The 19922-nt window shown below is 61.1% G+C and carries 20 protein-coding genes; 10 read left to right on the forward strand and 10 right to left on the reverse strand.

Going from position 1 to position 19922, the window contains the following annotated elements; translation table 11 throughout:
* Window position 1: 1 nt before the first annotated feature.
* The 4 genes from PSUM_RS06820 to PSUM_RS06835 form a co-directional block, all read right to left on the reverse strand.
* Window positions 2–280, reverse strand: coding sequence for a lipid-A-disaccharide synthase N-terminal domain-containing protein (locus PSUM_RS06820; RefSeq protein WP_020799551.1), 279 nt, complete (start codon window positions 278–280; stop codon window positions 2–4).
* Window positions 277–1017, reverse strand: coding sequence for a glycosyltransferase family 2 protein (locus PSUM_RS06825; protein ID WP_083349250.1), 741 nt, complete (start codon window positions 1015–1017; stop codon window positions 277–279). Before PSUM_RS06825 ends, PSUM_RS06820 begins: the two co-directional genes overlap by 4 nt.
* A 46-nt stretch (window positions 1018–1063) precedes the next feature.
* Window positions 1064–2026 (reverse strand): NAD-dependent epimerase/dehydratase family protein, encoded by a 963-nt coding sequence (locus tag PSUM_RS06830; protein ID WP_083350165.1) that lies wholly within the window; start codon window positions 2024–2026, stop codon window positions 1064–1066.
* 185 nt (window positions 2027–2211) lie between these two features.
* The gene (locus tag PSUM_RS06835) at window positions 2212–2832 is read right to left on the reverse strand and encodes a cell wall hydrolase (protein ID WP_083349251.1); all 621 of its coding nucleotides are present in this window, start codon (window positions 2830–2832) and stop codon (window positions 2212–2214) included.
* Between the two features lie 144 nt (window positions 2833–2976).
* On the opposite strand from PSUM_RS06835, the gene PSUM_RS06840 reads away from it, so the two are divergent.
* From PSUM_RS06840 to PSUM_RS06885, 10 genes are all read left to right on the forward strand, one after another.
* Window positions 2977–3828 (forward strand): CAP domain-containing protein, encoded by an 852-nt coding sequence (locus PSUM_RS06840; RefSeq protein WP_083349252.1) that lies wholly within the window; start codon window positions 2977–2979, stop codon window positions 3826–3828.
* A 185-nt stretch (window positions 3829–4013) separates the two neighbouring features.
* Window positions 4014–4913, forward strand: coding sequence for a bestrophin family protein (locus PSUM_RS06845; RefSeq protein WP_083349253.1), 900 nt, complete (start codon window positions 4014–4016; stop codon window positions 4911–4913).
* 78 nt (window positions 4914–4991) lie between these two features.
* Window positions 4992–6344, forward strand: a complete 1353-nt coding sequence (gene chrA, locus PSUM_RS06850) for a chromate efflux transporter (protein WP_020799558.1) — start codon at window positions 4992–4994, stop codon at window positions 6342–6344.
* 402 nt (window positions 6345–6746) lie between these two features.
* A complete protein-coding gene (locus PSUM_RS06855; RefSeq protein ID WP_020799560.1) occupies window positions 6747–8111 on the forward strand; it encodes a glutamine synthetase family protein in 1365 nt (454 codons plus the stop codon).
* Between the two features lie 152 nt (window positions 8112–8263).
* Window positions 8264–9547 carry an NAD(P)/FAD-dependent oxidoreductase gene (locus PSUM_RS06860; RefSeq protein WP_083349254.1) on the forward strand — a complete coding sequence of 428 codons (1284 nt, stop codon included), beginning with the start codon at window positions 8264–8266 and terminating at the stop codon, window positions 9545–9547.
* A gap of 495 nt (window positions 9548–10042) precedes the next feature.
* On the forward strand, window positions 10043–10210 hold the full coding sequence (napE, locus tag PSUM_RS06865; RefSeq protein WP_020799563.1) for a periplasmic nitrate reductase, NapE protein: 168 nt from the start codon (window positions 10043–10045) through the stop codon (window positions 10208–10210).
* Between the two features lie 32 nt (window positions 10211–10242).
* A complete protein-coding gene (locus tag PSUM_RS06870) occupies window positions 10243–10503 on the forward strand; it encodes a chaperone NapD (RefSeq protein ID WP_020799564.1) in 261 nt (86 codons plus the stop codon).
* Window positions 10500–13004: a nitrate reductase catalytic subunit NapA gene (gene napA, locus PSUM_RS06875; protein ID WP_083349255.1), complete on the forward strand. Its 2505-nt coding sequence runs from the start codon at window positions 10500–10502 to the stop codon at window positions 13002–13004. Before PSUM_RS06870 ends, napA begins: the two co-directional genes overlap by 4 nt.
* Before the next feature lie 50 nt (window positions 13005–13054).
* Window positions 13055–13513: a nitrate reductase cytochrome c-type subunit gene (locus PSUM_RS06880; RefSeq protein WP_414896148.1), complete on the forward strand. Its 459-nt coding sequence runs from the start codon at window positions 13055–13057 to the stop codon at window positions 13511–13513.
* 9 nt (window positions 13514–13522) lie between these two features.
* A complete protein-coding gene (locus PSUM_RS06885; RefSeq protein WP_020799567.1) occupies window positions 13523–14119 on the forward strand; it encodes a cytochrome c3 family protein in 597 nt (198 codons plus the stop codon).
* A 4-nt stretch (window positions 14120–14123) separates the two neighbouring features.
* Here the strand turns inward: PSUM_RS06885 and PSUM_RS06890 are convergent, their stop codons facing one another.
* The 6 genes from PSUM_RS06890 to tssF all read right to left on the reverse strand — a co-directional run bounded on the left by PSUM_RS06890 (window position 14124) and on the right by tssF (window position 19904).
* Entirely contained in the window at window positions 14124–14792 is a 669-nt protein-coding gene (locus PSUM_RS06890) for an ATPase (protein WP_083349257.1), read from the reverse strand.
* A 108-nt stretch (window positions 14793–14900) separates the two neighbouring features.
* On the reverse strand, window positions 14901–16088 hold the full coding sequence (locus tag PSUM_RS06895) for an OmpA family protein (RefSeq protein WP_083349258.1): 1188 nt from the start codon (window positions 16086–16088) through the stop codon (window positions 14901–14903).
* 15 nt (window positions 16089–16103) lie between these two features.
* A complete protein-coding gene (gene tssE, locus PSUM_RS06900; RefSeq protein WP_020799570.1) occupies window positions 16104–16553 on the reverse strand; it encodes a type VI secretion system baseplate subunit TssE in 450 nt (149 codons plus the stop codon).
* 3 nt (window positions 16554–16556) lie between these two features.
* Window positions 16557–17093 (reverse strand): type VI secretion system lipoprotein TssJ, encoded by a 537-nt coding sequence (gene tssJ / locus PSUM_RS06905; RefSeq protein ID WP_020799571.1) that lies wholly within the window; start codon window positions 17091–17093, stop codon window positions 16557–16559.
* Window positions 17074–18171 (reverse strand): type VI secretion system baseplate subunit TssG, encoded by a 1098-nt coding sequence (gene tssG / locus PSUM_RS06910; RefSeq protein ID WP_020799572.1) that lies wholly within the window; start codon window positions 18169–18171, stop codon window positions 17074–17076. Before tssG ends, tssJ begins: the two co-directional genes overlap by 20 nt.
* Window positions 18135–19904 carry a type VI secretion system baseplate subunit TssF gene (gene tssF, locus PSUM_RS06915; RefSeq protein ID WP_083349259.1) on the reverse strand — a complete coding sequence of 590 codons (1770 nt, stop codon included), beginning with the start codon at window positions 19902–19904 and terminating at the stop codon, window positions 18135–18137. Before tssF ends, tssG begins: the two co-directional genes overlap by 37 nt.
* Window positions 19905–19922 lie beyond the last annotated feature (18 nt).

Consider the following 19922-nt stretch of genomic DNA (forward strand, 5'->3'; position numbering starts at 1 on the left):
TCTATTCCCTGGATTGTCGGTTTTTGGCAATCAATTGCAGGTTGCGCAGGTACACGATGGAGCCGAATGCCTGCCCGACAATGAACACCGGGTCCTGGCGGTAGATGGCGTAGGCAAACAACAAGGTGCTGCCGACAATACTCAGGTACCAGAAGCTCACCGGGATGACGCTGCGCTTTTTGTATTCGCTGTACAACCACTGCAGGACGAACCGTCCGGTAAACGCGATCTGTCCGGCAAAACCAATCACCAGCCACAGGGTTTCGCGGGTCATGATCATCCTTCGAGCTCCTGGGCGTGGGTGTTCAGCCGCGTGCGCTTGATCAGCCACCAGACACCGGCCAGGTCAAGAATGCCCACCAGGGCACGGTCGAGGTTGCCGTACTTGGACACCCCTGCGGTGCGCGCTCGATGGTTGACCGGGTAATTGATCGTTCGGCCGTTGTGGCGCTGGATCAATGCCGGAATGAATCGGTGCATGTGGTCGAAATACGGCAGGCGCAGAAACGCCGCGCGCTCGATCAGCTTCAGGCCGCAGCCGGTGTCCGGCGTGGCATCCTTGAGCAGGCGCCGGCGCAGACCGTTGGCGAAACGCGAAGCCCAGCGTTTGCTCGCAGTATCGCGGCGGTTGGTACGGTGACCCGCCACCAGCTGCACATTGCCCCTGCCCTGCTCACCGCGCACCAGCGCCAACATGCCGGGGATGTCCGCCGGATCGTTCTGGCCGTCGCCGTCGAGGGTGGCCAGCCATTGTCCACGCGCTTCCCGTGCCGCGTGGTAGAGCGAGGTGCTTTGCCCCAGCGAGCGTTCATGATGGAGGATGCGCAAGGCGCTCAAACCGCTGTTCCTGATCTGCCGCAGTTCGTGCAAGGTGGCATCGGTACTGCCATCGTCGACCACGATGATTTCATACGCTTCGTTTGCCATTGCCTCGCACACCTCCTCGAGCAGTGGCTTGAGGTTGTTCGCTTCGTTCCTTGCCGGAATCAGTACCGACACAAATATGTCTTGGCTCATGGAGTCCCCTCGCCCTATGGTTTTACCGTTATCAGCGGCGAACGATTCAGATCTGATAAAACTGCCGATACCACTGCACAAAGGCCCCGACCCCGGCTGCCACCGACACCTGCGGGCGAAAGTCGATCCACGCTTGCAGTGCCGAGACATCGGCCCAGGTCTTGACCACATCACCGTCCTGCATCGGCATGAAGTGACGCCGGGCTTCGGTGCCCAACGCCGACTCCAGGCACTCGATAAAATCCAGCAGCGCCATCGGTTCACCGCGACCGATGTTGAAGAGTCGATTGATCCCCTCGCCCGGCGGCCGAGTGCGCAGGCGAGCGATGCTTTCCACGATGTCATCGATGTAGGTGAAGTCTCGCGCCATCTCGCCCTGGTTGTAGACGTCGATGGGCTGGCCGTTGAGGATCGCCTGGGTGAATTTGAACGGTGCCATGTCGGGTCGGCCCCAGGGCCCGTAGACGGTGAAGAAGCGCAGTCCGCTGGCCCTAAGGCCGTACAGATGGCAGTAACTGTGGGCGAGCAGTTCATTGGCACGCTTGGTGGCCGCGTATAACGAAACCGGTTGATCGACCGCGTCTTCGATGCTGAAAGGCATCTTGCAGTTGCTGCCGTAGACCGAACTGCTCGAGGCATAGATCAGGTGCCCGGGGCGATGGTGCCGACAGGCTTCCAGCACATTGAGGAAGCCCACCAGGTTCGATTGGGCGTACACATCCGGATGGTCCAGCGAATAACGCACGCCGGCCTGGGCGGCCAGGTGCACCACTTCGCTGAACCGGTACTCGCCGAACAAGTCCAGCAATGCCGGCTTGTCGACGATGTCCATTTTCCGGAAGCGAAAGCCCGGCAACGACTCAAGCGCCTTTAGCCGTGCCTGCTTGAGCGCTACGTCGTAATAGTCGTTGAGGTTGTCGATCCCGACGACTTCATGACCGTCCAGGCACAAGCGCCTGGCCGTATGAAAGCCGATGAAACCGGCGGCGCCGGTGACAAGAACCGTCACGAGGCGTAAACCGCAAAGGACGCACCTGGCGGTGCCGAATGACTGCTGAAAAACCACGCCTGCTTCATGTTCTGTTTCCACTCATGACATTTCTAACGCGTTGCTCCGTCATGAAGCTTGTAAAACAGAAATATTGCAGTTTCGCGGGCCTGGATAAATTTCAAGGGTTTTTCACGTAAATATGATTACTTCGCATCACCGCCCTGGGGTTTGTAAAACCTGAACAATCCGATGTCCGCCGTATGGGTGTACTCCTTGGCCCAGCCAGGCTTCACCGTGCGATCATGGAAATACAGTGCGCCTTTGGTGCGATCCGGCAATTGCTTGTTCAGCGCCTTGCGTGCGATTTCCTTGGCCATCGCGTAAGGCACCTCCTCCTGAACGGAGTCCGGACGCCCATCGCACCACCAGGAAAACTGGCAGCTCCTGGTCTCCGAGCCCTGCTTGACTACAGCGCACACGGTATCGGGAAAACCTTCATGGCCGAGGCGATTCATGACCACGTTGGCCACCGCTTCCATGTCGACCGAGTCCTTGCCCTTGGCCTCCCAGTAGATCGAACGGGCGAGACAGGTGATGGCGTCATCCAGCGGCGCCTTGCCCGCCGGGTCCACGGCCTGAACCTCAGGCTGGGTAATGGCTTGAGCCTTGGGCACTGCCGCGGGGCTGCTATTTTCTGCGGCCTTGTGCTCGAGCACCTGGGCCTTGTCTTCGGCGACTTTCTGTTTTTGTTCCTGGTCAGTGGCAAATACCGGGACAGCGAGCAGGGTCAGGGCGAGGCAGGTGGAGATCCAGGCGTGGTGCATGATCGGACACTACTCCGTAGGCAGTATCGCTTGAGTGTAGTAGTGAAATGATGGCGCGAAGGATGCAACATCCCGGAAAAAGGCATTGCGCTCAAGGGGGGCACTTCGCGCATCATGGGCGCAGTCAGCTCAAGGAGGATTTCCATGCCTTTCCTATCGTCCACCCTGCGCCTTGCCGGGTTTTCACTGGGACTTCTGTTTGCCGCCACTGCGCAGGCGAGCGATGAGTCGCAACTGATCGAATCGATCAACGTCTACCGCGCCCAGTTGCAGCGTTGCGCAGGCCAGGTGTCATCGGAACTGCCGCCGCTGTCGGCCGACCCGCGGCTGGTGCTGTCCGCCGCCAGCGTTGGCAACCTGCAACAGGCCATGGCCGCTGCAGGGTATCCGATGAAAAACGTGCAGGCGATCAGCCTGACCGGGCCGCGTGATGCGCCCTCGGCGATGAAGGCGATCCAGGAAAGTTTTTGCCAGATCGTGCTCGACCCGCAGTTCGTCGACGTCGGCGTCAGCCGCCAGGACCGCGAGTGGCGCATCGTACTGGCCCGGCCATTGTTGAGCGCACGCCTGGGCGATTGGCAGACCGAAGGGCAGAAACTGCTCGCCGAACTCAACGTCGCGCGCAGCCGCCCCCGCCAATGTGGCGCACAAACCTTCAACGCCACCACGCCGCTGGCCTGGAACGCCACCCTGGCGAGCGCCGCCGAAACCCAGGCGCGCAGCATGGCCAACAACAATTACTTCGATCACAAGGACCGCGACGGCCGTACCCCAGGCGATCGCGCCGAACTGGCGGGCTACGACTTCCAGCAGATCGGCGAGAACATCGCCGCCGGGCAGGACAGCGTACGCAAGGTGGTCGACGGTTGGCTGGCCAGCCCCGGCCATTGCGCCAACCTGATGAACCCACAGTTCCGCGACCTCGGCGCGGCGTATGCGGTTGATCCGAAGAGCGATGCGGGGATTTACTGGACGGTGATGTTCGGGGCGCAATGAATGACGACAGCCGCAGCGGCGCACCATCGCTGCGCGCTTGAAAATCCTTCATAGACTCCGTCGATCACCCAGTCACTCATAGTGATTGGACGTACGGACTCGTTGCTCCTAGCCTGCGCCGCGTCATGCCCATGACCGGCGATTAAATGCCAGCTCCATCACTGTCCTTGCCCAGGCGCACAACCATGATCGTGAGACCCAAACCCAACCTGATCGGCATCCTGACTTCGCTCAAAGGCTCGATCGCCAAGCGCATCGCCTGGCGCGCCCTGATGGTGACGCTGCTCGCATCGGTCATCGTGCTCGTCGAGATGTCGCACCCCAGCTATTTTTCCAAGGTCAGTGCGACGCCCTTCACCCTGCTGGGCCTGTCGCTGTCGATCTTCATGAGCTTTCGCAACAACGCCTGTTATGACCGCTGGTACGAAGCGCGCAAGGCCTGGGGCGACATGCTGGTGGAGATTCGCTCCATGGCGCGAGAAACCCAGGTCATCAAGGATGAAGTCGAGCGTAACAGCCTGCTACGCAAACTCTGTGGCTTCGCCCACGCGCTCAACGCCAGGTTGCGCCAGGAGAACGAACAGGCGGCCAGTGGGGCCTGGCTCGATCCGATGCCGGTGGACAACGCAGGCGATCTCTGTGGGCGAATCCTGATGCAGGCAGGCCAACAATGCTCGACGCTGGCCGAGTCTGGCGTGATCAACGAGTGGCGCCACATGCTGATGGCCAACCACTTGACCCGCCTGACCCAGGTCCAAGCGGTCTGTGAACGGATCAAGAACACGCCGCTGCCCTTCCCCTACACCTTGTTGCTGCACCGCACCATCTACCTGTTCTGCATCTTGCTGCCATTCGCCATGGCCGAACCGTTGGGCTGGCTGACGCCGGTCTTCACCGCGATTGTCAGCTACACGTTCTTCGGCCTGGATGCGATTGCCGATGAATTGGAAGACCCGTTTGGTCGCGATGAAAACCAGCTGCCCATCGACGCATTGGTACGCACCATCGAGCGCGATGTGCTGGCGGCCATGGGTGAGACGACATTGCCGCCGCCGCTCATGCCGGTGGACTACGTTTTGAGTTGACGCAGTGCCCGGCTATTCAAACCGCGTGCTCATGGTTAAAGTCGCGGATCAAAGTGTCCCTGCAAAAGGAATCGCCGTTTGAGCCCTGCCCCCGCCGAAGCACAGCAACCCGCGAAGCCCGCTGCAATCAGTCTGCGAGAAGCGTTCCGTTTCTGGCTCAAGCTCGGTTTCATAAGCTTCGGCGGGCCGGCCGGGCAGATCTCGATCATGCACCAGGAACTGGTCGAACGCCGGCGCTGGATCTCCGAGCGCCGCTTCCTGCATGCGCTCAACTATTGCATGTTGCTGCCCGGCCCCGAGGCCCAGCAATTGGCGACCTACATCGGCTGGCTGATGCACCGGACCTGGGGCGGCGTGATTGCCGGCGTGCTGTTCGTGCTGCCGTCGCTGTTCCTCCTGATAGCCTTGTCCTGGGTGTATGTCGCCTTCGGTGAGGTGCCGGTGGTGGTCGGGCTTTTCTACGGGATCAAGCCGGCGGTGACCGCCATTGTGCTGCAGGCGGCGCATCGGATCGGCTCCCGGGCCTTGAAAAACGCCTGGATGTGGGGCATCGCCGCCGCGTCATTCGTGGCCATCTTCGCGCTCAACGTACCGTTTCCCTTGATCGTTTTGGGGGCAGCAATCATCGGTTATTTCGGTGGGCGCCTGGCCCCCGAAAAATTCCGTACCGGCGGGCACGGCGCCGCGCAAAAATCCTTCGGCGCCGCCGTCATCGACGACGACACACCCACGCCCGAGCATGCCCGTTTCAGCAGCTGGAAACTGCTGCGCCTGGCCCTGATCGGCGCGCTGTTGTGGGCGCTGCCGATGGCCTCCCTCACCACCCTGTTCGGCTGGGAAGGCACGCTGACCCAGATGGGCTGGTTTTTCACCAAGGCGGCGCTGCTGACCTTCGGCGGTGCCTACGCGGTGCTGCCGTATGTCTACCAGGGCGCGGTCGGCCACTATGGATGGCTGACGCCGACGCAGATGATCGATGGCCTGGCGCTCGGCGAAACCACACCCGGGCCACTGATCATGGTGGTCGCCTTCGTCGGTTTCATCGGCGGCTACGTGCATCAGGTGTTCGGTCCCGATCAGGCCTTCGTCGCCGGTGCCGTCGCCGCCATGCTGGTGACCTGGTTCACCTTCCTGCCTTCGTTCCTGTTCATTCTCGCCGGTGGCCCGCTGGTGGAATCGACGCACAACGAACTCAAGTTCACCGCGCCGCTGACCGCGATTACCGCTGCGGTGGTTGGCGTGATTGTCAATCTGGCGTGCTTCTTTGCTTATCATGTGCTGTGGCCTGAGGGCTTCGCCAATCGGCTGGACTGGCCGTCGCTGCTGATCGCCATTGCGGCCGCGATTGCCCTGCTGAAGTTCAAGCGCGGGGTCATCGAAGTATTGTCCGGTTGTGGGCTGATCGGGGTGGCCGTGCACCTTCTGCGCTGAAAACAGACGTTTACAGGTTGCGCTTTCACCCCTAGTATCCAGTCACTGCGGATAGCGTGTTATCCGCCACCGACGATTTCCCCTGCTGGAAACCTGAGTCATGAGCACCGCACCGTCAGAGCACCACTTGCTGGATGTCTCATTCCTGACCCCCTCTGCAGGGGTCGTGGACGGCATTGCCTCATGAAGCGCATCGTCAACCTGCCCATGGCCCTGCGCCGCTCCAAACTGCGTCACTCCGCACGCCCGCCGGATAGCACCCTGCTCGCCTGATTGCGTCCACGACGCGTCGAGCCCCCTTACTTTTTCGCTATCGCTGCCAGAGCGCCGTGGATCTTTATCCGCCGTCGCGCCCTGGCCTGAATCCGTGCGTCCGCGGGACGCCACCGTGAGTGATGAACAATGAAATTCGCAGCCCTTGAAGACGCCCAACGCTTTTTGGCGAACAACCCCGATATCGACATGATCGAGCTGTTCATTCTCGATGCCAACGGCGTGCCGCGCGGCAAGCTGTTGCACCGCGAGGAACTGCTGGCGGTGTATGAAAGCGGTCGCCCGCTGCCCAGCACCATCCTCGGCCTGACCTTGCAAGGCGATGACGTCGAGAACTCCGGACTGGTCTGGGAGGTGGGTGACATCGACTGCCGTGCCTACCCGCTCGAAGGCAGCCTGGTGCGTTTGCCGTGGCGGCAGATTCCGACCGCGGCGGTGCAAGTCAGCATGCACCCGCAAGAAGGCATGCCGGCGAGCATCGCGGATCCACGTCACCTGCTGATCAAGGTCATCGATCGGTTGCAAGCCGAGGGATACCACCCGGTGATGGCGTGCGAGCTGGAGTTCTATTTGCTGGACGCCAAGCGCGATCACAATGGTCGCCCGCAACCGGCGCTGGACGCTGACGGCGGTCGACCGCGACATACCCAGGTCTACGGCCTGCGTGAGCTGGAGCAGATCGAGCCATTTCTCGCCGACCTCTATGCCGCGTGCAAACTCCATGGCATTCCGGCGCGCACAGCGATTTCCGAATACGCGCCGGGGCAGGTGGAAATCACCCTGGAACACGGCGATGCCTTGCAGGCGATGGATCAGGCGGTGCGTTACAAACGCCTGGTCAAAGCCGTGGCCCACAAGCACGGCATGCAGGCGACGTTCATGGCTAAACCCTTCGATCACCTGGCGGGCACCGGCATGCACATGCACGTCAGCATCGCCGATGCCGAAGGCCGCAACCTGTTCGCGTCCGAGGACCCGGCCGGCACCCCGCTGCTGCGCACCGCCATCGGCGGCATGCTGGCGTCGCTGCTCGATTCGCTGTTGCTGTTCTGCCCCAATGCCAACTCCTACCGGCGCTTCCAGGCCAACAGCTATGCGCCGCTGGCCCCGACCTGGGGCGTCGACAACCGCACCGTCAGCCTGCGGGTGCCCGGTGGTCCGGCCAACAGCCGTCACATCGAGCATCGCATCTGCGGTGCCGATGCCAACCCGTACCTGGCAGCGGCGGCGATCCTGGCTGGCATCCATCGCGGCATCAGCGAGAACCTCGACCCCGGCGAACCGGTGCAAGGCAACGGCTACGCGCAGGCCACGCAATTGCTGCCGACCGACTGGCTGACATCACTGACGGCGCTGGAAAATTCGGTGTGGGCGCGGGATGCGTTGGGGCAGGAATTTCTGGGGGTGTACCTGGCGGTCAAGCGTGCGGAGTATCGGCAGTTCATGGCTGAAGTGGGTGAGCAGGATTGGCGTTGGTACTTGACTGAGGCGTAAACCGCCATCCGCCCCGCCCTGTGGGAGCGAGCCTGCTCGCGAAAGCGGTGTGTCAGTCACTACAAGTGCTGAATGTGCCGGCCGCTTCGCGAGCAGGCTCGCTCCCACAAGGATCGCGCTGTCTCTCGACCTCATTTCGCCTGGACAAAAACATGACCCAACGCACCAACTCCTACTACACCGCCACCCTCAACCACGAAACCGATTACCCAACCCTGCAAGGCCAGCACCGCGTCGACGTAGTCATCATCGGCGGCGGATTCACTGGCGTCGCCACGGCCGTCGAACTGGCGGAGAAAGGCCTGAAGGTCGCCATCGTCGAAAGCCACAAGATCGGCTGGGGCGCCACCGGGCGCAACGGTGGCCAGGTCACCGGCAGCCTCTCGGGCGAGGAAGCCATGCGTAAGCAGATGCGTCGCAGCCTCGGCGATGAAGTCGACGATTTCATCTGGCACCTGCGCTGGCGCGGGCACCAGATCATCAAGCAACGGGTGGAGAAATACGGCATTGCCTGCGACCTCAAGCACGGCCACCTGCACGCGGCGTACAAACCTGCCCACATGGACGGTTTGCGCAAGGACTACGACGAAGCGCTGCGCCGCGGCATGGGTGACGACGTCAGCCTGCTCGACCGCAGCCAGGTACGCGACCTGCTGCAGAGCGACCTCTACCACGGCGCGATCAAGAACACCCGCAACATGCACCTGCATCCACTCAACCTGTGCATCGGCGAAGCCCGGGCGGCAGAAAGCCTGGGCGCATTGATCTTCGAAAACAGCGAAGTGCTGGAAATCATTCACGGCGACCAACCAGGCGTGCGCACCGCCCAAGGTCGCATCGATGCCAATCAGGTGCTGCTGGCCGGTGACGTCTACCACAAACTGGAGCCGGGCAAGCTCAAGGGCAAGATCTTCCCGGCCATGGGCGGCATCGTCACCACTGCGCCGCTGGGCGACCTGGCCAAACAGATCAACCCTGAAGACCTCGCCGTCTACGACTGCCGCTTCGTGCTCGACTACTACCGCCTGACCGCCGACGGCCGCCTGTTGTTCGGCGGCGGCGCCAACTACAGCGGCAAGGATTCGCGCGACATCGCCGCCGAGTTACGCCCGTGCATCGAGCAGACGTTCCCGGCACTCAAAGGCGTGGCCATCGACTATCAGTGGAGCTGCGCGATGGGCATCGTGATCAACCGCATCCCGCAAGTGGGCAAACTCTCGGACAACGTCTGGTACTGCCAGGGCTACTCCGGGCACGGCATCGCCACCACCCACATCATGGGCGAAATCATGGGCCGCGCGATCACCGGGCAGCTTGAGCAGTACGACACCTTCGCTGCCTGCCAGCATATCCGCGTGCCCATGGGCGACCTGCTTGGCAACCCGATGCTGGCGGCGGGCATGTGGTACTACCAGTTGCTGGAGCGACTGCGCTGATAGTGCGACAGCTGAAACCCGACTGTGGGAGCCTGCTCGCCCCCACAGTTTGTCTGCAGTGACTCAAGCCGCGACTCACGCGCCAGCTATCAATTCCTTCGATCTTTCAAATCACCAAGGCGAATTTTTTATTTGCGTCAGACCTGTTCAAGATGAGCGCCATCACCCCTGACTCGGATGGAAACGACATGAATCTAAATTTCGCCTTTGCCTGCATGATCGTTGTTTCATTCACCATCGCATTGGTGCACAGCTGATGGCAACAACGCACTCCCTTTCCACCTATCGATCGGCTAAACGAACAACTACCAAACAAGAAACGCTATCAACTCGCTGCATATTGGTAACTCAGCGCTGTAACGATCCGCAGTCTTATAACTGCATGTGGCAGACCGGTGAGTATCGGCCACCGCCTGTCGATAAAAGTCGTAACAACAACCCTCCTTATAATTCCGTGATCTAGTCTGGAGTGCACGTTCGGCTGGAGCGCACTCCATGTCATTGACTGAAGAGCAAAAACCGCAACGACGCAAGGAAATGCGCCTGTTCCTGTTTCTTGTCATTTGCCTTTTCCCGTTACTTTCAGTCGCCATTGTCGGCAGTTACGGTTTCCTTATCTGGTTTTTCCAAATGCTCTACGGCCCTCCCGGACCGCCCAACTAAAAGCCCTTCAATAGAGCCTGTTGGAGTCAACCATGGACGAAATCCTGCACATCGCCAGCCTTGTGGTACTTGCCCGACCTGAACGCTTCGACGCCGTCAAAGCCAACCTGCGACTATTGGACGGCGTGGAATTGCATCAGGAAAGTGCCGCCGGGAAACTGGTGGTAGTCCTTGAGGCCGTACACGAAAACCAGATCCTGCAACGCATCGATCAAATCAACAATCTGCCGGGCGTACTCAACGCTGCGCTGATCTATCACGAAATTCTCGATCCCGCGGGAGACAGCCAATGAGCATGTCGCGCCGAGCATTCGTCAAGGCCCAGGCCGCTGCCATTGCAGCCTCCGCGGCCGGCCTGCCGATATTCACCACTGCCAGCAACCTGGTCACCGAAGCGGACATGGTCACCCTGGACTGGAACAAGGCGCCCTGCCGTTTTTGCGGCACCGGTTGCAGCGTGATGGTCGCGACCCGGGACAACCGGGTGGTCGCCACCCATGGCGACGTCAAGGCCGAGGTCAACCGCGGGTTGAACTGCGTGAAGGGCTATTTTCTGTCCAAGATCATGTACGGCGTCGACCGCCTGACCCAGCCGCTGCTGCGCATGAACAACGGCCAGTACGACAAGCAGGGCGAGTTCCAGGCGATCAGTTGGGACAAGGCCTTCGACATCATGGAAGAAAAATTCAAGCAGGCCTTGAAAACCAAGGGCCCCGAATCGGTCGGCATGTTCGGCTCGGGACAATGGACGGTGTGGGAAGGTTATGCCGCCAACAAACTGATGAAGGCCGGCTTTCGCAGCAACAACATCGACCCCAATGCCCGCCATTGCATGGCCTCGGCGGTGATGGGTTTCATGCGCACCTTTGGCGCGGATGAGCCGATGGGTTGCTACGACGACATCGAAGCCACCGACGCCTTTGTGTTGTGGGGCTCGAACATGGCGGAGATGCATCCGATCCTGTGGAGCCGCGTCACCGACCGGCGCCTGAGCTATCCGCACGTGAAAGTCGCGGTGCTGTCGACGTTCGAACACCGCAGCTTCGAACTGGCCGACATCCCCATGGTGTTCAAGCCGCAAACCGACCTGCTGATCCTCAACTACATCGCCAATCACATCATCGAAAGTGGCGCGGTCAATCAGGATTTCATCAGCAAGCACACGCGCTTCGCCAAGGGCGCCGACGATATCGGCTACGGCTTGCGCCCGGATAACCCGCTGGAAAAACAGGCGAAGAATGCCGACAAGGCCAATACCTGGACGGACATCTCCTTCGAGCAGTTTGCCGAGTTCGTCAAACCCTACACCCTGGAACGCACGGCGAAAGAAACCGGGGTTGCGCCTGATCGCCTCAAGTCGTTGGCCGAACTCTATGCCGACCCCAACCGTAAAGTCGTGTCGTTCTGGACCATGGGTTTCAACCAGCACACCCGCGGAGTTTGGGCCAACAACCTGATCTACAACATCCATTTGCTCACGGGCAAGATCAGCGAACCGGGCAACAGCCCCTTCTCGTTGACCGGCCAGCCATCGGCCTGTGGCACTGCCCGCGAGGTCGGGACTTTCTCCCACCGCCTGCCCGCCGACATGGTGGTGACCAACCCCAAGCACCGCGCCACCGCGGAAAAAATCTGGAAGCTGCCCGCCGGCACCATTCAGGAGAAAGTCGGCTTTCATGCGGTGCAACAAAGCCGCATGCTCAAGGACGGTGTGCTCAACGTGTACTGGACCCAGGCCAGCAACAACATGCAGGCCGGGCCCAACATCATGCAGGAAGTGTTGCCGGGCTGGCGCAACCCGGACAACTTCGTGATCGTCTCGGACGTCTACCCCACCGTTTCCGCCCAGGCCGCCGACCTGATCCTGCCCAGCGCGATGTGGGTGGAAAAGGAAGGCGCCTTCGGCAACGCCGAGCGCCGCACGCAGTTCTGGCATCAGTTGGTCAGCGCGCCGGGAGACGCCAAGTCCGACCTGTGGCAGTTGGTGGAGTTTTCCAAACGCTTCAAGACCGATGAAACCTGGCCCGCGGAGTTGCTGGCCAAGGCCCCGGAGTACAAGGGCAAAACCCTGTTCGAAGTGTTGTTCAAGAACGGCCAGGTCGACGAGTTTCCCGTCGAGCAAATCGAGACCGGCTACAAGAACGATGAAGCCAAGGCCTTTGGTTTCTACCTGCAAAAGGGCCTGTTCGAAGAGTACGCGCAGTTTGGTCGCGGTCATGGTCATGACCTCGCGGCCTTCGATCGCTACCACAGCGAACGCGGCCTGCGCTGGCCGGTGGTCGACGGCAAGGAAACCCGCTGGCGCTACCGCGAGGGGCTCGACCCCTACGTGGAAACCGGCAGCGAAGTGCAGTTCTACGGCTACCCGGACAAGAAGGCGATCATCTTCGCCCTGCCCTACGAGCCACCGGCCGAAGCGCCGGACGCCGACTTCCCGTTCTGGCTGAGCACCGGCCGGGTCCTGGAGCATTGGCACACGGGCACCATGACCCAACGGGTGGAAGAACTGTACAAAGCCGTGCCCGACGCGCTGGTCTACATGCACCCCGAGGATGCCAAGGCCATGAACGCACGCCGTGGCAGCGAAGTGAAGCTGATCAGCCGCCGCGGGGAAATCCGCGCCCGCATCGAAACCCGCGGGCGCAACAAACCGCCGCGCGGCCTGGTGTTCGTGCCGTTTTTCGATGCCAACAAGCTGATCAACAAGGTCACGCTCGACGCCACCGACCCGATCTCCAAGCAGACCGACTACAAGAAATGCGCGATCCGCATCGAGTTGATCAGCGTGGCTTGAGGAGAACCGCCATGACTTTTCGCATCCTGCCGTTGTTCCTGCTCGCCGTGATGGGCACTTTTTTGGGCGCTGCGATCGCCGCCGAGATTGATTACCCCCTGGATGCACCGGGCCCGGACGGACGGCGGCCAGGCGGCACCCTGACGCAAAACGCGCCAGCGCCGCCCCTGGCCGACGATGAAAACAAGGACCTCAAGCGCGAGCGCAACTACCCTGACCAGCCACCGACCATCCCGCACAGCATTCGCGGCTATCAGATCGACAAGAACGGCAACAAATGCCTGTCCTGCCACAGCCGGGCCAACAGTCCACGCAGCCAGGCGACGATGATCAGTATCACCCACTACATGGACCGCGACGGCCAGGCGCTGGCGGCTGTCTCACCGCGTCGCTACTTCTGCAACCAATGCCATGTGCCGCAAAAAGATGTGCTGCCACTGGTGGGCAACAGCTTCGAGACCATCGACAAAATCCTGCAAGACGACGCCAACGCTGCGCAGAAACGTTGAGGAGGCGCCATGAAAGCACTGTTCGCCCTGCTTAAGGACTACTGGGGCATCCTCTGTCGGCCGAGCGTTTATTTCAGCCTGGGATTCCTGACGCTGGGCGGTTTTATCGCCGGGATCATTTTCTGGGGTGGGTTCAACACGGCGCTGGAGCTGACGAACACCGAGAAGTTCTGCATTTCCTGCCACGAAATGCGCGACAACGTGTACGTCGAATTGCAGGACACCATCCACTACACCAACCGCTCGGGCGTGCGCGCCAGTTGCCCGGATTGCCACGTACCCCATGAATGGACCCACAAGATCGCGCGTAAAATGCAGGCATCGAAGGAAGTCTGGGGCAAGCTTTTCGGCACCATCGACACCCGCGACAAATTCCTCAACCTGCGCCGTGAGCTGGCGGAACACGAATGGGCCAGGCTCAAGGCCAACGACTCGCGCGAATGCCGCAATTGCCACAACTTCGAATTCATGGACTTCACCCGCCAGGGCAAACGGGCAGCGGCCATGCATTCCACGTCATTGGCCAAGGGCGAGGCCACCTGCATCGACTGCCACAAGGGCATTGCGCACAAGCTGCCGGATATGAGCGGTGTCAAAGGCTGGTAGCGGTTCAGTTGCTCGCCACATGATCCACTGGACCGGTGGTCACCAGTGTCTGCAACGACGCATCGAACTGTTTCAACGCCTTCATTTGCAACTCGGTCTGCTGATTGATTTGCGCGGCAATCTGTGGCGCGGCTTTGCCATGCACCCACACCGAGGGCATCTGCTCGGCACGTGAACCTTGCGCCTGGCCGATGTATTGCAGGTTCGAATCGTAGAACCTGGCCACAAACCGCGCCTCAACCTGACTATTGCGTTTGGACACCAGGCGACTGAAAGTGTCGAGCATCACCACCACGTCCGGATGAGCCTGAAGCGCCGCATCGAGGTTGTCATAGACCGTCACCGCGGCGAACTCCTTCTGCAACGACGTCATCAACCAACCAATCGCCCGTTGCGGGTCGGAACTGTCGACGAACGCCTGGCTGATTCGCTTATCCAGCCCGGGGTTTTGCGCCCCCTTTACCGCCACCGCGTGATAGCTCTCGAGATATTGCTGGGTGTTGAGCGTGTTTTCGCTGTAGAGCACCGCGACCTTTTGCGCGTGTTGCAAACGCACAGTGCTGTCGGCAATCGGCAGGAAACGGCAGGACGCATCGCCAGCCATGGCCGGCGCGGTTGCAGCCACACTGGCGCTGAACAGGGCGAAAAAAGCCAGCAGGGTCGAGATTCTCATCGCGCTTATTCCTTCAATGGCGAGATCGGTATGGCGCTATCTTCCTCCCTTGGCGGAAAAACAGAACTTGCATTCCTTGATGATGGGTATCGAGCGAATGAATGGTTGCTATGACGCTGCCTGCTCGCCTGTTTTCCCGCAGGCTCCCGCCTGGGGCACCAGTTGGATATCGACACGCCGGTTGGCCGCGCGCCCGGCCTCGCTGTCGTTGCTGGCGATCGGCTGGCTGTCGGCAAAGCCCTGAACCGCGAAGCAGCTGTCGGGAATATCGCCCATCCGCTGCATCCAGCCGCGCACGGCCGAGGCCCGAGCGTGGGACAGCTGCAGGTTTTGTTCGGCATTGCCCTTGGCGTCGCTGTGCCCGGCAATGACGATCAACCAGTCAGGTTGGGCCTTGATGTCGACCAGGGCGCTGATTAATACCTTGGTCGAGCCGGGCTTGAGTTCGGCGCTGCCGGGGGCGAAGAGGGAGAGGCTGTCGAGGCGTACGGGCTCGGGCACCCTGGGTGGCGCCTCGAAAACGCTGGTCAGGCGATTAACACCCTCCTTGTCCGGGCTCGCCAGCCAGGTCGTCCAGAAGGCGCCCGCGGCCAAGGTAATCATCGCGGTGGCGGCGAACAGCCAAGGGCCAAGCCGTCGCGCCTGCTTCTGTTGACCGCCAGCCAACACGACAGGCATCGGCGGCGTCGGCAGGACCACAATTGGCATCGCCGGGAGCGGTTGCGGCAGTCTTGCCGACAATGCCACCGCGTCGAACAACGAGTGGGGCTGCGTGTGGGTCTGCGCCAGCCTCTGTAGCAGACCTTCGACTTGCTGACGCAGCGCTTGCAATGTGCCCGGCGAATGCTGTGCCTGTCGATTCAGCCGTGTGTGCAAGCACTCCAGTGCCGCGCCCAGTTGAGCGATCGCTGGCAGCCCCCAGGGTTGCGGCTCCAGGCTGCGCAGCAGGGGCTGCAGGCGCGCGAACAGCCAAGCCAGGATTTCCAGGCGCGCCGGCTCCATCGCCGGCCACAGCGTTGCCCATTCGCAGACCAGCGCCTCGACCAGCGCGATCCCCTGGACCATACCTTCCAGACCGTGGAGGTGACTACGGGCCAGTACGAATGCAGCGGCTGTTTGCAACTCCGCCCCGTTGCGCTGGAACAACACCAGGCACAATTGTTCCACCTTGACCCAATCCACATCGGGGCAGGCCGGATGGCTCAGTCTGGCTAACTCTTCACGCAGTGCCTTGAACTCAATGAAGGCGCTTGGGTCGCCGCCAAGCCTGATTCGCATCTCAAACAACGCTGTCATTGCGCATTCCTTTGGTTAATCAATTCCCGACATCGATAGATAGTGCTGTCGCTTCAAGTGACGTACCAGGACATGGCCGCCTGGTGTGAGCGTGGTGCCGAAGGTCAGTCGACGGCCCCCCTTGAGTTGCACTTCGAGGCTGTACTCCAGATGACCCGGTCGGGTCTGGGGCAGCAGCTCGATGCCAATCGTGCCCAGGCGCGGCTCGTACTTGGCCAATGTGTCGGCCATGGCACTCATCAGTCCATGTGCCGTCCCCGGCAGGCCCTGCAGAATCTTGCCCATGTCCGGCAGGCCATAATCGGGCAGATGGTCGAGCGCACCGGCCCGGCTGTTTAAGATGCGGCGCAGGTTGTCCAGCACCGACAGCGTGCACTGATCCTCATCGGCGACCAGGTGCAGATCCAGTTCGCCGTCGAAATTCTGCAGAAGCGTCTCGTACAACGAGGGATTGAGATCGCTCATCCGTCACTCCTTGGCCAGTGGGCGCAGGGTCAGTCGGTTATCCCCCAGTTCGATCACCCGCACCCGGTCCGGGTCGAGGTCATCGCGTGCCAGGGTCAGGCGCCAGGTATCGGCTCGGTTATCGAACTCACGGAACAATGCGACCACGGCGATATAGCGTGCCTGCTTGTCCAGGGGGATGTTCAATTGCACACCCTGGTCGGGCTTGACCACCAGGGTTCGTTTGTCCAGCAGGTCCGCACTCAATACGTGCTCGTCCTGGCTGAGCAAGCTATCGTAGTTGGCCTTTTCCAGCACCTTGCGGTCACGCAGTTGATAAACCCGCACCAGGGTCGGCACGGACAACGCGTTCATGTCGATCCCGGCAGTGTTTAGCGCCGCGCGCCCGCTGAGGTCCAGGTGCAGGGTTTTCACCTGCTTGTAGAAGATCGCCTCGGTGGTCGAGGTCGTCGCATCTGTCACGCTCTGGGTTACCCCGCAAGCGCTGAGCAATACACCGAACGCGGCGACCCCCAATGATTTAGAAACTGTACGCGACATGCTGTGTCTCCCTGTCCTGGCGGTTTTTCTGCAGGCCTTGATAGCGGCCCAGATTGATCGTGATGGTGGTGCTTTCGCAGGCCTGCCTGGCATCACTGCCCAGGCCCAGGACCGCGGTCATGCCCAGCAACACCTGCGCTCGTCCCAATAGCGGTTGCGGCAGGCTGTGCAGGGGCAACGATAACTGCAGCTTTACCGTGCAACGCCAGCCCAGGTACACGCGCAGCAATACCAAAAGATCGTTGTACAACTGGCCACCCGGCAGCCAGCCACGGGCCTCGTCCCGGTCTTCGGTGAACAGCGAAAGATGCAACTGACTGTTGGCGTCGTAGCCGACAGCGCCCAGGGGTGTGCCCTGCGACAAGCGCACCGGATGCTCGGCGGACAGGCTCGCCGGCTGCGCCAGCAGCACTTTCTGCGGCCAGTGTGGCGTTACCTGCGTCCGGGTTTTGCGAGCCAGCAACTTCACCAGCGCAGTAATGCCTTCGGCGTTGCGAGTGGGCAGTCGCATCACGCTGAGCAAGGCGAGGAAGCGCGATATCGGCGTGGCAACCTGGCTGGCTGTTCCGGGTATGCCCAGGCCGATCAGTCCCAGCAGGCATTGCGAAGTTGCATCCGTACCACCGGCTTCGAAGGCGGCCGGATAGGAGTACTTGCGCCATATCCGGTAGAACTGGGTAAAGATCCGGTGGTTGAAAATGTCGAGGAACGCTTCAAGCGCCTCGTGTCCCTCGCGTCGCTGGGCGATATCGTCCAGAAAAGCCGTCGGCAATGGCGAGTCCACGCCGTACAGACCCAACAGGCGCGTGCGCACCGTGGGCGGACGCCAAGGATGCTTATCGTCGGTTTCAATGGCCTTCAGTTCACCGGCAGGGAAGCCCATGCCCGGGTCTGGCCGAAAGCGCACCGGATCATCCGCGGGTGACGTGGTGCTGCCCAGTGGCGGGTGATCGGGCAGCGCCTGTTCAAGCAACTGGCAGAAGCGATACAGATTCGCCTCGGCCACCTGCCCCTTCAGGGCTTCGAGTAAACCGCTGGCTTTCAGCCGGGAATACGCTGACTGTGGTTCTCGTTCCATCGCAGGCACTTTCCAGTAGGTTGCAGGATCAGCGTGAGCTGGTTGTAGAGGTGGATGTCGGCGTACAGGGCGAAGAAGCGATTGAGCATTTCGCCGAACAGGCTGATGTCGCCCTCACCGCTGAAGCCGTTGGCATCCAGGGTGACTTCGATATCCACCCCGCGCAGCAGAAAGCCTCTTTCGAAGCGCTGGACCAGGTGGTGGCCGACCTCGACAATCGCCGCCAGGCGACGTCTGTTCAGCTCACAGCCCGTCCAGTCATACAACGCCAGCGTGCCGCGCAGCACTTCGGCATTGTCGAGCATCGGCAGGAAGTTCGACCCAAGATGACTCAGCACCCGCCAGTGGAAGCGGTCGCGGTTGGGCGGATAGCACGGCAAGGTCGGCGCACACAAGTTGCGCACCCGCAAGTCGACCTGGATCGATTGCACCGGCGTATCGAGCAAAGTTCCTTGCAGTGCCTTGCGCGGCAGTTGGCCGTGGGTGCCGGTCAAGCGCAGCGACAGGCTTTCGCTGCTGTCCAGCCGATCCTGATCGAAACCTGCGCCACCCAGGATCAGCCAAGTGTCATGCAGACCATTGGGGCCACGCTTGAGTCGTGTATGGAAATACCGCTCCGGCGCTTCATCACGCAACATGCCGCCCTTGTGACGAAAGCTGGTGAATGGCATGTATTCATGGCGCACGGCGCTCTTCGAGCCGCTGACCCGATCCACCGAATAAATCTCCGTATGCCCGTCCTGCAAGCGCATGGGACGAAGCAGGTAATCTGTTTGCAGGGGCGCCAGGGTCATTGGGTCGGACTCAAGCGTGAACAGATTGATCACTGGCACGCAATGCAGGCGAATGTGCTCGGCGCTCGGAATGAACGCCTGGGGCAACGGCTCGCGCAGCACCACCTCGAGTTCGAACCAGGGGGTATTCGGTGGCAGCTCCAGGCGCTCGAGCCCGCAGAGGGTCACGAACATGAACTTCTCGCGAAAGGTGAAATACTCCAGCAGCAACTGATAGCCACTGAAGGCACTGTCGCCCTTGGGCCACAGGCGATCCTCGTCACCGAATCCCTTGGGCGAAAAATGACCCTCCAGCAGAGAGCGGCCCGTCTGGTCAGGCAGGCGTACATACAAGGCTTGAGCGTTGAGGGTCAGCGCCTGATGCAGCGCACTGGCCAGCGCCGCATCGGCATTGAGGTACAACGGCAGGCGGCTCAGGTCGATCTCGCTGGCGTTGGCCATTGCACCGCAGGCAAAACGCAGTCTCAGCAGCGAGCGACCGTCCGGTTCATGGGCCACCTGCACGCGCTCCAGGGCTAGCGGCTGCAATGTCAGGCCTTGGGTGGTGGTATAGCGGCAACGGGTGCGCAATGGTCCGATGGGTTGCGACAGCACTTCAAAACCGCTGCCGATGTGCTCGCTGCGCTTCATCTGCGCGAGCTCGGGCAGCAACTCGACAATCGAGAGCGACGGTATGGTGCGCAGGTAATGTGGCCAGAGCAGGCTGACCAGTCCTTCGGTCAGCTCCGGCAGGTCATCGTCGAGCTTTTCGCGCAACCGCCCCATCAGGAAGGCAAACCCTTCAAACAGCCGCTCCACATACGGGTCGCGCGCGCCCGACTTGTCGAGGTTCAGTTGGGCCGCCCGGTCGGGATAAGCCTCTGCGAACTCCTTGCCAGCCTCGCGCAGGTAGCGCATTTCGGCCTCGAAATACTGCAATGTCAGATTGTCGATGCTCAAAGTTAGAATCCTGATCAA

The sequence above is a fragment of the Pseudomonas umsongensis genome, from assembly GCF_002236105.1.
Classification (GTDB): Bacteria; Pseudomonadota; Gammaproteobacteria; order Pseudomonadales; family Pseudomonadaceae; genus Aquipseudomonas; species Aquipseudomonas umsongensis.